The sequence below is a fragment of the Salinispora mooreana genome, from assembly GCF_000379065.1.
Classification (GTDB): domain Bacteria; phylum Actinomycetota; class Actinomycetes; order Mycobacteriales; family Micromonosporaceae; genus Micromonospora; species Micromonospora mooreana.
Genome location: NZ_KB900614.1, coordinates 2,053,805 through 2,068,216 on the forward strand (window position 1 = coordinate 2,053,805; position 14,412 = coordinate 2,068,216).

Sequence of the window (14,412 nt, forward strand, 5' to 3'; positions counted from 1 at the left end):
CCGGCAACCAACGCTCTCGGCCGGCGGCCACCCCGAGCGCGAGCCGTGCGCCCTGCTCGGCCTTGTGCACCTTCTGCAGCACCAGCAGGTCAACGGCGCGGTCGTGGTGGGTGGCGTCCAGCCCGTAGGCGGCTGCGACGTGCAACACCATCCGGGCCTGGGTCCAGGCGAGGAGACCCACGTCGATCACCAGGCCGGGCAGGCCCGTCGTCCCGGAGGCCGCCCCGGGAAACCGGGCGTAGTTGACGAATCGGCGAACCGCCTGGTCGGCCAAGGCCTCGACCGGCACCATCCCGGGCTGCTCAGCGCGGACCCACCGCGCCCACTGAGCCGCCTCCGGACCGAGCTGACGCACCGCCGCCAAGGCGAGGTGCTCCGGTGCGTACTGCGGATCCTCGCGCATCCGGCCCCACAGCCCGGCTGACGGCCCCGCTACGGCCGGGGCCACCGTGGGTTTCTGCGGTGAGCGAACACCGGGCTGACCATCGGCGGGTGTGGCATCGGTCACAGTGGGCTCCCCGGGATCTACGGCTGGGCGGCCTGCTTGCCAGCTTTACGGCTGACTCGGACCCGGTCAACGATGGCGCTCAGTTCGCACGGCGAACTCCCGTCTGCTGCTGCCTGGCGGGCCCCACTTCCCACCGCCCCGCTCGATCGGATGGTGTTCGCGGGGCGAACGGAGGAACGCCTGGATCCGCTGCATGAGGGACAGGTCGACCTCCTTCCGGATGCTGTGTCCAGGTGTATCGCGCCGGGACAACACCCGCGCTGAGGCACGGAAGCATCCGTCCGCTGCGCCTGACTGGTCGGCGAGCGTACGGCGGGTTGACGCCGGTCGCCGGGCTCGCCCCCGTCGGCAGAAGCTCCCGGCCAAGCGAACGCCCGCCCCGGTGACCCTGGCCGGAAGCGCGGCCCCGGGACCCGGCCCGGGGGCCCGGCGGAATGCCGCAGGAGTGCGGGTAGTTTCCCCAACCGGGTGCCGTCCGTGCACGACGGCCCGTAGCCACATCCAGGGAGGTCCGCACCGGTGCTCGACCCACACGAGCTCTACGAACTCACCGACGATCTGCCCGACCTCGGGCAGCCCGTCCTGATCCAGGCACTATCCGGCTTCGTTGACGCCGGTAGCGCCACCCGGTTGGCTCGCGAGCAGCTGCTCACCTCGCTCGATGCGCGGCCAGTGGCCCGGTTCGACCTGGACCAGCTCTTCGACTACCGCTCGCGGCGGCCGGTGATGACCTTCGTCGAGGACCACTGGGAGTCCTACGACGCCCCGGCCCTGGAGCTGCACCTGCTCCGGGACGACGCCGACACCCCGTTCCTGCTGCTCACCGGCCCCGAGCCAGACCTGCAGTGGGAACGCTTCGTCGCCGCCGTGGCCGGGCTCTCCGCCCGGTTGGATGTCCGGCTGACAGTCGGCCTCAACGCGATTCCGATGGCGGTGCCACACACCCGCCGCACGGGCGTCACCGCCCACGCCACCCGGCGTGAACTCACCGCGGGCTACGAGCCATGGCTGCAACGCGTGCAGGTGCCCGGCAGTATAGGACACCTGCTCGAGTACCGCCTCGGCGAGCAGGGCCGCGACGCGCTGGGCTTCGCCGCGCACGTGCCGCACTACGTCGCGCAGACCGAGTACCCTGCCGCCGCCGAGGTGCTGCTCGCCTCCGTGTCGCGCAGCACCGGGCTCCTCCTTCCCTGCGAGAACCTGCGGGCCGCGACCGAGGCGGTCCGGACGGAAATCGACCGGCAGGTCGCCGAGACCGAGGACGCCGCAGCCCTGGTCCAGGCACTGGAAGAGCAGTACGACACCTTCACCCGGGGGCGCGGCCAGCCGAACCTGCTCAACACCGGAACCGAGGCCCTGCCCACGGCCGACGAGCTCGGTGCCGAGTTGGAACGCTTCCTGGCCGAGCAGACCCGCCCCAACGAGAACCCCGGCGGCTGAGCTGGTCGCCGGGGCGGACGGGCCGCTCCGTCGGCCGCGGGGATCCCCGCCGGAGGACTGAGCCCGGTCCCGGCGGGCCGCGGCGAGGGCGAGGGTCGGGGAGCGGCGCCGAGCGCCCTCCCCGACAGTCCGTCGGTGACACGCCCCGGGCGGGCAGCGGGCTGGCATCAGATCGGGCAGGCTGGGACCATGCGCTTGGCGACGTGGAACGTCAACTCCGTGAAGGCCCGCCTGCCCCGGCTGCTCGACTGGCTGGCGGACACGAACCCGGATGTCGTCTGCCTCCAGGAGACCAAGTGCCCGGACGGCGCGTTCCCGGTCGCCGAGGTTGGCGCGCTCGGCTACACCGCCGCCAGCCACAGTGACGGCCGGTGGAACGGGGTCGCCATTCTCTCCCGGGTCGGCCTGACCGATGTCACCATTGGCTTCCCCGACGAGCCGGGCTTCCCCGATCCGGAGGCCCGCGCCCTCTCCGCCACCTGCGCCGGACTTCGGGTCTGGTCGGTCTATGTACCCAACGGCCGGGCCCTCGACGACCCGCACTACGCGTACAAGCTGGCCTGGCTCGGCACGCTCCGGGACACGCTGGAGGTCGAGCTGACCGGCAGCGTACCGCTGGTGGTGTGCGGCGACTTCAACGTGGCCCCCACCGACGCGGACGTCTGGGATCCGGCCCTGTTCGCCGGATCCACCCATGTCACGCCCGCCGAACGGGACGCACTCGCGGCGCTACGCGATCTGGGCCTCGCCGACGTGGTCCCGACCCCGATGAAGGGCCCGCACCCGTTCACCTACTGGGACTATCGGGCTGGAATGTTCCACCAGAACAAGGGCATGCGGATCGACCTGGTGTACGCCTCCGCTCAGTTCGCCCGCGTGGTCCGGTCCGCGTACGTGGACCGGGAGGCCCGTAAGGGTAAGGGCCCCTCCGACCATGCCCCGATCGTCGTGGACGCCGACCTTGTCCCAGCGGTGGAGGCGTTCTGAACACCCGCCCGGCGACAATTCACGCCACACGCCACGTCACCAGCCAATCGCCGAGGGTAGGATTGACTTTAATTGGACCGTCGGGGATATTCCTAGTGGCACGTTGACATACCGGGGCAGGAACGGTTAGGCCTGGGATTCAACCGACCCCACCCCCACAGTACGCGCAGAGCCCCACCTTAAAGGCGCAGATGAGGCTTCGAGAATGATCAATCAAACAATAGAATTCGCCAAGCAACACACACCCAATTTAACGCGCCGGATGGCACGCCGAGCACAGCTCGAGGCACACAATGCGAGGAAGCGGCTCCTCGTCCCGGTGGTCAGCCGGTGCGAGTTCGACAACATCTACCACTGCACGGTACACAAGACGGGCAGCCAGTGGATCAAAGCCCTGTTCAGCGACCCCACCGTCTATCGCCACTCCGGGCTACTCCCCTACGACCCGCGCTTCTACAAGCGACGTAAGTTGCCCATCATTCCACCCGGCCGGGCAGGTCTGGCTCTATTTCATTCTTACCCACGCTTCAAGAAGATTTCAAAACCCGGCACCTATCGCGCATTCTTCGTCATTCGCGACCCACGCGATATCGTCATTTCAAGCTACTTTTCGCTGCGTAACTCGCATGCCCCCATGGGCGACATCCTCCAGGTACGGAAAACATTGCAGGAAATCTCGATGAAGGAAGGACTGCTCCACGTCATCGAACGCCACTCCAAGCGAAACCTCTTCAAGCAGCTCCGGTCGTGGGCGGTCGCCCCGAGCTCCGAGACCTTCCGCCTGTTCCGCTACGAGGACCTGACCGGCGAGCGGCAGCTGGAGGAGGTGGACCAGCTGATGCGACACTGTGGGATCACCCTGCCCGCCCCCGAGCTGGAGGCTCTGTTGTCCCGCTACAGCTTCTCCAAGATGCGGAAGGATCGGGAAGCCGCGGGGAAAGTTTCTCACTACCGAAAGGGCAAGGCTGGCGACTGGCGCAACCACTTCGACGACGAGGTCTACGCGGCTTTCACGGCAGCGACCGGAAACCTCGTTGAGGTTCTCGGCTATCCGGCCCGCGACGCGGTTTCCTGACCGGGATCACCGGGGCCGGTCTCACGTCATCGTGGCGAAGGCGATGACGTTGTCGGCGTAGCCGGTGCGGCCCCCCAGCCAGGCTCCACCGCAGGTGATCAGGCGCAGCCCGGCCGGCCCGGAATCGCCGTACACCCGTTCGGCGGGGAGCTGGTCCTTGGGGAAACGCTCCACCGAGTCAACCCGGAATCCCACCACCGAGCCGTCGGCGCGGGTCACCTCGATCGGGTTGCCGGGGCGCAGCCGGTGCAGGTCAGCGAAGACCGACGGACCAGCCCTGGTGTCGACGTGACCGACGATGACCGCCGGCCCCGGATCGCCGGGGACCGGCCCCCGGTCATACCAGCCGGTCTCGTGGGCCCGCTCCAGGGGCGGGACAGCGATCGAGCCGTCCCGGGCCTGCCCCACCGGCGCGATCGCCGCGGCGATACCGATCGCAGGTACAGCGAGGCGAACCGGCCGGCTGGTGGCCGGTTCCGGTCTGGCCCCACCGGCGGGTCGGTCAGCGTCTGCCGCGCTCGCCCACTCCAGCGGGCCGGTGGTCCGGCCCAGCCCGGCACCCGTGGCGAAGACCCCCACCAGCACCAGCAGCACGGCGAGCGGTACGACCCACGGGCTGCGACGGCCCGCCGGCCGGCGGGCCGTCCGGGCGGCGCGGCTCCTGGTCATCGGCGGGCTGCCCCATGGAGCCGGCGGAGGGAGACCAGCCACACCACCAGACCGGCCACGGTCAGCGCGGCCCCGACCGGCAGCAGCAGCCCCCCGGAGAAGTGGCCGGCGGACCCACCAAACCCGGTGGCCGGGCCGCGACTGGGCGCGGCCGACCTGACGACCTGGAGCATCGTTGACGCGGTCTCACCGCCGCGGCACTCCAGTTTGACCCGGTAGCTGCCGGGCAGGGTTCGTTCCCGCACCATCGCCGTCGCGGTCAACAGCCCGTTGTCCGGCTTCACCTGGACGCGGCCGAAGGCGTCGGACCAGACGATTGCCGGGATGGAGTTGTCCTGGCAACTCGCCCGGATCCCGACCAGGTAGCCGGCTTTCACCGTGCTCGGGGTCACCTCAACGAAGACGGTCGACGGCTTCGGCCCCTCGGGCTGCATGGGGGCGGCAACAGGGCGGGGCGCCCCCTCGGGGGCCGACGCCGCAACGGGGGAGGACCAGGCCGATGCCGCTCCGGCAGCAGCCGGCCCAGCCGACACCACCTGGGCTGATGCTGGACCAGCCGCCGCGTTCGCGGCCCCGACGGCGAGCAGCGGGCCGACGACGACCGCGAGCAGCGGACCGACGACCGCGACCGCGATCGTCGCCGCCAGACCCCCGCGGGTCACCTTCACCACAGCCCCCTCCCGACCCGGCCGGGCAGCACACACGCCCGGCCTGTCGCACGGGGAATCCCGACATCCCCGTCGCACATCACATCCGATTCGGCGCGGTCCTCGCGTACGCTCGGATCGCTGTGACCATCACCGACTCCCACCCCACCGCGCCCGCGCGGAGCATCCGGACATTTCACCCGCGACGCGGCCGGATGTCGCCGCGCCAGACCAGCGCGCTGCAACAGCTGTGGCCGCGGTACGGCCTGACCGTCCCGGAGGTGCCCGGCACGCCGGTGGAGCCGGCTGTCCTGTTCCCGCGCCGGGCGCCCCTGGTGGTGGAGATCGGTTCTGGGATGGGCGACGCCACCGTGGCGATGGCCTCCGCCGATCCGGACCGAGACTATCTGGCGGTCGAGGTGCACACGCCGGGAATCGCCAACCTCCTCGACCTGGTGGAGCGGCACTCTCTGAGCAATGTTCGAATCGCCGAGGGCGACGCACTGGACCTGGTCAGCGCCCTGCCCGCCGGCTCACTCGACGCGGTGCACGTCTTCTTCCCGGACCCGTGGCCGAAGGTCCGCCACCACAAACGGCGCATCATCCAGCCCGATCACGTCGCCCTGCTGCGCTCCCGGTTGACAACCGGTGGCACGCTGCACTGCGCGACCGACTGGGCCGAGTACGCCGCGGCGATGCGGCGGACACTGGACGCCGATCCGGGGCTGGTGAACCCGCACGACGGGTTCGCGCCCCGCCCCGAGCACCGCCCGGTGACGAAGTTCGAACGCCGCGCCCTGACTGCCGGTCGCCCGGTGGCCGACCTGATCTACCACCGCTGCTGAGGCCCACCACGGGACGCCGACAGCCGGCCCGGTTGGCGCGCGCGGTGATGGTCCAGGCACCATGGACCCCGCCATGACTCTTACCGCCGCGCTGCCGGCCAGCGCCGACCCCGACACCCTGTACGACGCGTTCGCCGGTTGGGCCTCCGAGCGCGGCCTCGATCTCTATCCGCACCAGGAGGAGGCGGTCATCGAGATCGTCTCCGGCGCGAATGTGATCATGAATACGCCGACCGGGTCCGGCAAGAGCCTGGTCGCGATGGCGGCGCACTTCGCCGCGCTCGCCGACGACCGGACAACCTTCTACACGGCTCCGATCAAGGCCCTGGTGTCGGAGAAGTTCTTCGCGCTCTGCGAGGTGTTCGGCGCCGACAACGTCGGGATGCTCACCGGCGACGCCAGCGTCAACCCGGACGCGCCGGTCATCTGCTGCACCGCGGAGATCCTGGCCAACCTCGCGCTACGGGAGGGCGCGCGCGCGGATGTCGGCCAGGTGATCATGGACGAGTTCCACTTCTACAGTGAGCCGGACCGGGGCTGGGCCTGGCAGGTGCCGCTGATCGAGCTGCCACAGGCGCAGTTCATCCTGATGTCCGCCACGCTTGGGGACACCACCCGGTTCGTCGCCGACCTCACCCGGCGCACCGACCGGCCGACCGCCGTCGTCCAGACCGCGGAACGACCGGTCCCCCTTCTCTTCTCGTACGCGACGACGCCGATGCACGAGACCCTTGAGGAGCTGCTGGAGACCCGCGAAGCCCCGGTGTACGTCGTACACTTCACTCAGGCGGCGGCCCTGGAGCGCGCCCAGGCGCTGATGAGCGTCAACGTCTGCACCCGGGCCGAGAAGGACACCATCGCCACCGCGATCGGCAACTTCCGCTTCACCTCCGGCTTTGGCAAAACCCTCTCCCGGCTGGTCCGGCACGGCATCGGCGTGCACCACGCCGGGATGCTGCCCAAGTACCGCCGCCTGGTGGAGACGCTGGCCCAGGCCGGGCTCCTCAAGGTCATCTGCGGCACGGACACCCTCGGGGTCGGCATCAACGTACCGATCCGCACCGTGCTCTTCACCGGGCTGTCGAAGTACGACGGGACCCGGACCCGGCTCCTCAAGGCCCGTGAGTTCCACCAGATCGCCGGCCGCGCCGGACGGGCCGGCTTCGACACCCTCGGCCGGGTCGTGGTGCAGGCACCGGAGCACGTCATCGAGAACGAGAAGGCCCTGGCGAAGGCCGGCGACGACCCGAAGAAGCGCCGAAAGGTCGTCCGGAAGAAGCCGCCGGAGGGGTCGATCGGCTGGGGCAAGCCCACCTTCGAGCGCCTGGTCGAGGCCGATCCGGAACCCCTGGCCTCCAGCTTCCAGGTCAGCCACTCCATGCTGCTCAACGTCATCGGCCGCCCCGGCGACGCGTTCGCGGCGATGCGGCACCTGCTCACCGACAACCACGAGGACCGCGCCGCCCAGCGCCGGCACATCCGTCGCGCCATCGCCATCTACCGGGCGCTGCGGGCCGGTGGCGTCGTCGAGGAGCTACCCGAGCCGGACGAGTCCGGCCGACGGGCCCGACTCACCGTCGACCTCCAGCTCGACTTCGCCCTCAACCAGCCGTTGTCGCCCCTGGCCCTCGCGACAATCGAGCTCCTCGACCGCGAGTCCCCGGCCTACGCCCTGGACGTGCTCAGCGTGATCGAGTCGATCCTCGACGACCCGCGCCAGGTGCTCTCCGCGCAGCAGTTCAAGGCCCGCGGTGAGGCGGTCGCCGCGATGAAGGCCGAAGGCATCGAGTACGAGGCCCGCCTCGAACTGCTCGACGAGGTCACCTGGCCCAAGCCCCTCGCCGAACTGCTGGACAACGCCTACGAGATGTACCGCCAGGGGCACCCCTGGGTGGCCGACCACCAGCTCTCCCCCAAGTCCGTCGTCCGGGACATGTACGAGCGGGCGATGACCTTCGGCGAATTCGTCCAGTTCTACGGGTTGACCCGGTCCGAGGGCCTCGTCCTGCGGTACCTCGCCGACGCGTACAAGACGCTCCGGCACACCGTCCCCGAGGACGCCAAGACCGAGGAGCTGGTCGACCTCATCGAGTGGCTGGGCGAACTCGTCCGCCAGGTCGACTCCAGCCTGATCGACGAGTGGGAGCGGCTGCGCAACCCCTCCGACGTCGACGAGGTCGCCGTCGCCCTGGACGACCAGCCAACGGCGATCACCCGCAACACCCGGGCCTTCCGGGTGCTGGTCCGCAACGCCCTGTTCCGTCGGGTGGAGTTGGCCGCCCTGCGCCGCTGGGACGAGCTGGGCGAGCTGGACAGCGCCGCCGGCTGGGACGCCGCCGCCTGGGAAGACGCCCTGGAACCGTACTTCGAGGAGTACCCGGAGATCGGGATCGGGCCGAACGCCCGCGGGCCGGCACTGCTGCTGATCGAGCAGGGCAGCGCGACCTGGACCGTACGCCAGATCCTGGACGACCCCGAAGGTGACCACGACTGGGGAATCAGCGCCGAGGTGGACCTCGCGGCCTCCGACGAGGCGGGCGCGGCGGTCATCCGGATCACCGAGGTCGGACAGCTCGGCGCCTAGCCCCGGCCGGGCTCAGTAGCCGCCATCCGGGTGGAAGCCGGTGCGTTCGCCGTCCTCGGGCTCGTTCTCGCGGCGTCGCCAGAACTGACGGGGAGCGAAGCCCTCTCGTCGGAGCCAGTGCTCGGTGTAGACGATCCGGTCCGCCTCGATCACCACCAGGGTGTCCCGTGGCGGTTCGGCGAGCGATCTGCCCCGTTCGGCGTGCTCGTTCTCCCACCGGAACGCGGCCCAGTAGGGCTCGCGGTCGGGGTGGTCGGGCGGCAGCACCCGAGCCTCGCCGAAGAGCTGCGCGCCACGGCTGCTGGCCAGCCCGACCAGCGGGGCGAAGACACCCACCGAGACCCGCGGGTCCGCGGCGATGTTGCGCAGCTTCGGCGACCGCGGCGCGGCGGTGAACATCACCGCGAAGTCGAGCGGGTAGTAGCGCACCGGGGTGGCCAGCGGCCCACCGGGTCCGACTGTGGCCAGCACACACATGTTCTGGGACGAGAGCAGGTTACGGATCCGCTCCGCAAGCCGGTCCCGCGGCAGCCGCCGCGTCGGCGCGGGTTCCGCGAGCCACGGGTTCGTCAACGGCATCCGGCGTCCCTCCATCATATGATGATCAATCGCGGGGCCAGAGTATCGATTGCTGAGGTCGGTCCGGTCGCGAGCGGAGGGGAAGGTGAAGGCGGCACTCGAATCGGGCGCGGTCTCAGCGGGTGCGCTTCGCGTGGGCAACTGTCCGGCGGGCGTCGTGCCAGGCGATCCAGGCCGTCCGGAGCCGAGGCAGGGAGACGGCTTCGCCGCGCCGTCTGGCGCTGAGGTAGCCGACCAGCCAGGTAGGAGCGTTCGCCTGCTTGATGGCCTGCGTCTTGGTGAGAAGCTCGCCGTGGTCGAGTGCATGCCGACCCCGGGCCATGGCGGAAAGACCGAGTTCAGCGATCCTGGGTTCCAGCCACCACCAGGGACGCCGGACAGCCAAGCCCCAGGTGGGATGCTGTAGCTCGAGCTCCGCAACGGTCGCACCGTCGACGTACCCGCACCCGAGCTTGGCTCCCACGCCACTTCCGCGGTCGAGACGGCGGTGGATGGCAGCGAGCGCCGCTTCCGGCCGGCGTCAACGCGCCCATCCACGAGCGCGACCAGATCAAGGTCGACGCGCGGAATGTAGTCGCCGGTGGCCAATGACCCGGCGACCATCAGGTCGCTGACCCAGCCGAGACCTCGCAGTTCGTTGCCCAGGTCGTGGACGGCAGCGGGTGCTATCGCCATGCCGGCGAGGGTAGGGAGCACCCGCAACCCGCCAACCAGGGCGGGAGCCAGGCGAGCATCATTGAGCCGTCGCGCGGACCGATGCGGCTGCTACCTCTCGGCGACAACCGACGTCGCGTAGTGGGCCAGGGAGCGGTTGTATCTCGGCAGATGCTTGGCCAGGGCACCGAGCGCGAGGCTCGCCGCCTCTCGTTCCCGACCAACGTCGATCAACGCCAGCGCAGGGAACGCCGCCACCGGGTCATCCAACTCGTCGGGATCCCGATCGACCTCCGCCGTCAACAGACCAACGCTCTCTTCCGGGTGACCGAGGTTACGCAGCGTGCTCGCGAGTTGAATGACCGCACGCCGCCGCCGGATTCCTTCGAGTCCAGCGGCGAGTGCCCGCCGGTAGAGCGGCGCTGCCTGTTCGCCCTGTCCGGTGGAATCGTTCGCACAGGCCCGCTCGGACAGAGCCTTTGCGTCCTCGGGGTCACGCTCCGCAGCCAAAGCCGCTACCTGTCCGCGGAACTCATCCGGCTCATACTCGTTGATTTTCTGCCAGAGAGTCGTGACACGACTTTCCCAGTCCGCTTCGCTAGTCGCCACCCTGCCACTTCGCCCACAAGGGACGAACCTGATCGGGTCTCACCGGCTGGGGCACCACTGCCTTACTCTCGAAGAGTTCGTTCGGCATGTCGTAGTACTTCGTTGTTCGGCCCAGGTGTGTCATGCCGAGCCGCCGACAGACGGCCTGGGAGGCCCGATTGTCCGGGTGCGTGACCGCAATGACCCTCGTCAAACCCTGGCTGAACGCATCGGCCAGACCCGCCGCCGCCGCTTCGGTGGCGTAGCCGTGCCCCCAGGAGTCCGGATGCAGATGCCAGCCGATCTCGACCTCGGTCTGCCCACCGGCCGGCTCCCCTGCCGACAGCAGAATCGGCTTGAGCAGGAGATTACCGACCAGCCGACCGTCCGCCGCCGTGGTGATAGCCCAGATCCCGTGGACCGGATCATCGATGGCGCGGCGGCGTGCGATCGAGGCGAGGGCCCTCTCGCGATCGTTCATGGTCGTGGGCTGTGGGCCCAGGAACCGCACGACATCCCAGCGCGACTCAAGATCCAACAAAAAGTCGGCGTCCTCGTCCCGCCAAGGGCGCAGCCGGAGGCGGTCGCTCACGATGGTGCGCATGCGACCCATCTAGCCAGCACCCGGCACCACGACTCAACCCGATTCGCCGCACTCGCACTGCGTAGCCGCGGTTCTCGCCACACAATCGGCCGCCCCTCCCGACGCACCGTGCCCCCGTCAGGCAAGGGTTACCCCGTCACCGCACAAAAACCGGGCTACGCTCGCGCGGGCGAGCCGGCTGGTCGCCCACTCCACCTGCCAGCACGGGTACGGAGCCAGCCGCGACCACCACACTCGACAGCCAGCGCACATGCCGTCGAGCCCTCGGACGTGCACCGCAAGGATCACTTGCTCCGGCTCGCCGGTCACTGCTCACCCCCTTCAGGCCAGTGACCCCGATTGATTGGTAACCGATGCCGGGCACGGCACGGCAGTTCGGCTCCGCACCGGCAGACACGCCGCCATCGTCGCCACGACCAGACGGAACGATGCCGTCGGGCAAACGTCAACGCGGTGGCCGACAGGTAGTCGTCGTACGAGATGCGCCGCACGCACCCTCCCTCGTCGCTCACGAGGGCAGCCTCGCCGTCCTCTGATTGCGGAGGACACGGCGACCGGGCTCAACTCGCACCGCCCGCCGCATCCTGTGAACGAGAAGCTACGGTGGGTCGCACGCTGAGATGGGTAAGGTTCCTACCCCCGAGTCACGAGACGAGTCCGACTCGGACCGCGAGGTCGCGGGCATCGTCTCGGGTGGCACGCGGGCCGCCGAGCAGGTCCACGGTGATCTGACGGGCGTACCCGTTGAAGCGGATCGTCTCCGCGGCCGACTCGTACGCCTGCCGCAGCATCGCCACCGTCGCTTCCGTATCGCCCTTGCCGTAGTGCGCCCGCGCGACCTCGATCAAATGGCGCGCCCGGCGCGGCCTCGACGGGATCGCCGCCGCATCGTGGCGGCGGGCCTGCCGCACCGCCTCGCCGGACTTCTGTAACTCCACCGCCACGGTCACTGCGTGCGCGCCCATGATGGCCCGGGAAAACGACGTCTGCGGCTGGTAGAAGCCCTGCGGTAGGCGCTGCGCCACGCGATCCGCGCGATCCCAGTACCGCCAGGCCCACCCTTCCGTACCGGCACGAGCTGCCGTGTATGCGGCCTCGAAGTTCAGCGCACCACACAACGCCAGCAGATTCGCGCTCCCATCGACCGTGGCCGGCTCCACGGCCGACAGCACGTCCAGCGTCACCGCCATCGCGGCGTCCCAGTCCCCAGCGTCCCGATGCACCTGGCACAGGAACCACCCCGCACCGGCCACCGCCTCCGGGTCACCGGACTCCTGCGCCACCACCATCGCCCGATCCGCCACCCGCCACAACAACTCGGCAGCGGGCTGGTACGCGATGAACATCTGCGCCAACCCGAGCGTCTCCGCCAGCAACACCTGCGCCTGACGCCGTTCGGCACCCTCGGACCCCAACACTGCGCGCTGCGCATCCCGCAGCAAACCCGGCAACAACCTGCCCAGCACCGTCCGGTGATCCGGCGCCTGATGACGGGCCCGCCATGCCATCGCCAGCCGCTCTCTCAGCCTGGCCAACGACTCCGCCGGGACGTCGTCAGCGAAGACGACCCGGTTCACCGCATCCCGCACCGACGCCAACGCCGGATGCTCCGGCCCAATGACCACCACAGACCGGTCACCCAACTCCACGGCCAGGGCAGACACGTCGACCTTAAGAGCGCGCGCGATCCGATCCAGCATGGGAAGTCGTGGCGGCAAGATCCGATCGGTCTCGACAGCCTTTACCCACTCGGCGCTACGGCCTACCAACCCACCAAGCACCGCCCGGGTCTTTCCGGACCGCTCACGGTAGACCTTCAACCGTTGCCCGAATGTCCACTCTGGCAAGGAATCCACCCGGAACCTCCTTGCGTAGCTCCGAACGCACCACCGACCCATCAGGCCGTAATCACGCCCAACGCTACCGATCTGCAGGCTGCCTGATAACCCCCACACGCCGGCCACCCCGGTCCTCCACGATTCAGGGAATTGACGCCTGGGGCTGTATCCCGTACAGACCGCCGTGGCCCTGGAAACCCCGAAGATCATCTGCGCTGGCCGATTCGTTGCGCCGGACGGCGATGCGAGAGTAGTCAGATCGCGGCCAGGGCCTTGGTGATGTTCCACTCGGCCAGGGCCAGCATCCACTGGCGGTCCGGGAAGTCGGTGTCGGCGATCCGAAGGGGACCCTCGATCAGAGACAGGACCTGGGCATATCGGTAGAACTCCAGCCGGCTTGGGTCGAGTTCGACTGGGCGTAGCGCGGAGTACGCGTCACCGAAGCGCAACTGCAGCCAGGCATGCTCCCACTCCACGTCGAAGAACGTCAGCCCCTCGATGTCGACCATGGCGGGTACACCGGAGCGCGGGACAAGGACGTGGTCTGGTCCGAGTTCGCCGTGTATCAGCCGGTAGTCGTGGCGGGCGGTGACCGCACCGCGCAGGTACCGGAGGTGGTCGGTGATTCGGTCGTGGGCATCGGCGAGCCGGGCGTCGCGGGCGGCCGCCGCGTCGAGGTGACCGAGCGCCCGGCCCTGTATGATGTCCTCGGTGCTGCGGGTCTGCGGTGCCTCCCCGCGGGCGAGGGCGTCGAGCTTGCCGTAGTGGGTGCCGCGGGTGGTGTGCATCCGGCGCAAGGCATCACCAAGTATGGACAGCGGCGGTACGGCTGCGGCCGGGTCATGTTCCATGAGGGCCTCGAGAGTCACCGCACCGACATCTTCGACCAGTGCAAGGTCGGCCGGGTGGTAGCGGCCGGCGCGGTCGAGCATCAGCAGCCGTGGCGTCCGCACATCCACGGCGGTGAGGGCAGCGTAGTTGGTGGCGAACAACTGGGCGCCCGACGCATCGGTGAAGGGATCGTCGGGGACAGCTGGTGCCGGGGGACAGTAGTTCTCGGCAGTCGTCCAAAGATAGAGGATCACTGTCGACTGATCGTCCAACCGCAGGCGGTAGACGCCCTTCTTGCTGCCACCGGTCAGCCGGTCCAGGGCGGCAGGTCTGCGAGCTGCTCCGAACTGGTCCACCACCAGGTCGTGCAGGTCGTCAGATTGTAGGACTACCTGTGCCATAGGCCGGCTCTTCTCCTGTTGCCCCGAAGCTCTTCTCCCTGCCAATCCATGATATTGGCAGTGCCGCCGCCTGCCGGCGCTAAGGGCAGCGACGCCAAGTCAGAGCGGTGAAGCTGCAGAAGATACTGCCGTAGCCGGGGGCCAGGTGCGGTGCGAGGCGTG

General features: G+C 69.3%; 12 protein-coding genes and 2 pseudogenes. 5 read left to right on the forward strand and 9 right to left on the reverse strand.

Annotated features, from left to right (window positions below; genetic code table 11):
- Positions 1-10 precede the first annotated feature (10 nt).
- Positions 11-508: pseudogene (locus tag SALPAC6_RS30060) on the reverse strand (hypothetical protein); the annotation flags it as partial.
- A 519-nt stretch (positions 509-1,027) separates the two neighbouring features.
- Here SALPAC6_RS30060 and SALPAC6_RS0109860 point away from each other — a divergent pair.
- The 3 genes from SALPAC6_RS0109860 (at position 1,028) to SALPAC6_RS0109870 (ending at position 4,010) form a co-directional block, all read left to right on the forward strand.
- A complete protein-coding gene (locus SALPAC6_RS0109860; protein ID WP_018253254.1) occupies positions 1,028-1,948 on the forward strand; it encodes a proteasome assembly chaperone family protein in 921 nt (306 codons plus the stop codon).
- 189 nt (positions 1,949-2,137) lie between these two features.
- On the forward strand, positions 2,138-2,935 hold the full coding sequence (locus tag SALPAC6_RS0109865) for an exodeoxyribonuclease III (protein ID WP_020493562.1): 798 nt from the start codon (positions 2,138-2,140) through the stop codon (positions 2,933-2,935).
- Between the two features lie 205 nt (positions 2,936-3,140).
- Complete coding sequence (locus tag SALPAC6_RS0109870; protein WP_026189495.1) at positions 3,141-4,010, forward strand: sulfotransferase domain-containing protein; 870 nt, start codon at positions 3,141-3,143, stop codon at positions 4,008-4,010.
- 21 nt (positions 4,011-4,031) lie between these two features.
- Here SALPAC6_RS0109870 and SALPAC6_RS0109875 read toward each other — a convergent pair whose 3' ends face one another.
- Both SALPAC6_RS0109875 and SALPAC6_RS0109880 read right to left on the reverse strand, forming a co-directional pair.
- Complete coding sequence (locus tag SALPAC6_RS0109875) at positions 4,032-4,679, reverse strand: class F sortase (RefSeq protein WP_018253257.1); 648 nt, start codon at positions 4,677-4,679, stop codon at positions 4,032-4,034.
- On the reverse strand, positions 4,676-5,350 hold the full coding sequence (locus SALPAC6_RS0109880) for a hypothetical protein (protein ID WP_018253258.1): 675 nt from the start codon (positions 5,348-5,350) through the stop codon (positions 4,676-4,678). The genes SALPAC6_RS0109875 and SALPAC6_RS0109880 overlap by 4 nt, the downstream gene beginning before the upstream one ends.
- Before the next feature lie 119 nt (positions 5,351-5,469).
- On the opposite strand from SALPAC6_RS0109880, the gene trmB reads away from it, so the two are divergent.
- Both trmB and SALPAC6_RS0109890 read left to right on the forward strand, forming a co-directional pair.
- Positions 5,470-6,171, forward strand: coding sequence for a tRNA (guanosine(46)-N7)-methyltransferase TrmB (gene trmB / locus SALPAC6_RS0109885; protein WP_026189496.1), 702 nt, complete (start codon positions 5,470-5,472; stop codon positions 6,169-6,171).
- Between the two features lie 73 nt (positions 6,172-6,244).
- Positions 6,245-8,755: a DEAD/DEAH box helicase gene (locus tag SALPAC6_RS0109890; RefSeq protein WP_026189497.1), complete on the forward strand. Its 2,511-nt coding sequence runs from the start codon at positions 6,245-6,247 to the stop codon at positions 8,753-8,755.
- Between the two features lie 12 nt (positions 8,756-8,767).
- Here the strand turns inward: SALPAC6_RS0109890 and SALPAC6_RS0109895 are convergent, their stop codons facing one another.
- The 6 genes and pseudogenes from SALPAC6_RS0109895 to SALPAC6_RS0109925 form a co-directional block, all read right to left on the reverse strand.
- The gene (locus SALPAC6_RS0109895) at positions 8,768-9,334 is read right to left on the reverse strand and encodes a pyridoxamine 5'-phosphate oxidase family protein (protein WP_018253261.1); all 567 of its coding nucleotides are present in this window, start codon (positions 9,332-9,334) and stop codon (positions 8,768-8,770) included.
- Positions 9,335-9,449: 115 nt separating this feature from the next.
- Positions 9,450-10,009, reverse strand: a pseudogene (locus SALPAC6_RS30065) (hypothetical protein).
- Positions 10,010-10,099: 90 nt separating this feature from the next.
- Positions 10,100-10,597, reverse strand: coding sequence for a tetratricopeptide repeat protein (locus SALPAC6_RS0109905; RefSeq protein WP_018253263.1), 498 nt, complete (start codon positions 10,595-10,597; stop codon positions 10,100-10,102).
- Positions 10,587-11,180, reverse strand: a complete 594-nt coding sequence (locus SALPAC6_RS0109910; protein WP_018253264.1) for a GNAT family N-acetyltransferase — start codon at positions 11,178-11,180, stop codon at positions 10,587-10,589. Before SALPAC6_RS0109910 ends, SALPAC6_RS0109905 begins: the two co-directional genes overlap by 11 nt.
- A gap of 644 nt (positions 11,181-11,824) precedes the next feature.
- The gene (locus tag SALPAC6_RS0109920) at positions 11,825-13,036 is read right to left on the reverse strand and encodes a helix-turn-helix domain-containing protein (RefSeq protein WP_018253265.1); all 1,212 of its coding nucleotides are present in this window, start codon (positions 13,034-13,036) and stop codon (positions 11,825-11,827) included.
- Between the two features lie 236 nt (positions 13,037-13,272).
- On the reverse strand, positions 13,273-14,250 hold the full coding sequence (locus SALPAC6_RS0109925; protein WP_018253266.1) for a phosphotransferase: 978 nt from the start codon (positions 14,248-14,250) through the stop codon (positions 13,273-13,275).
- Between the last annotated feature and the right edge of the window lie 162 nt (positions 14,251-14,412).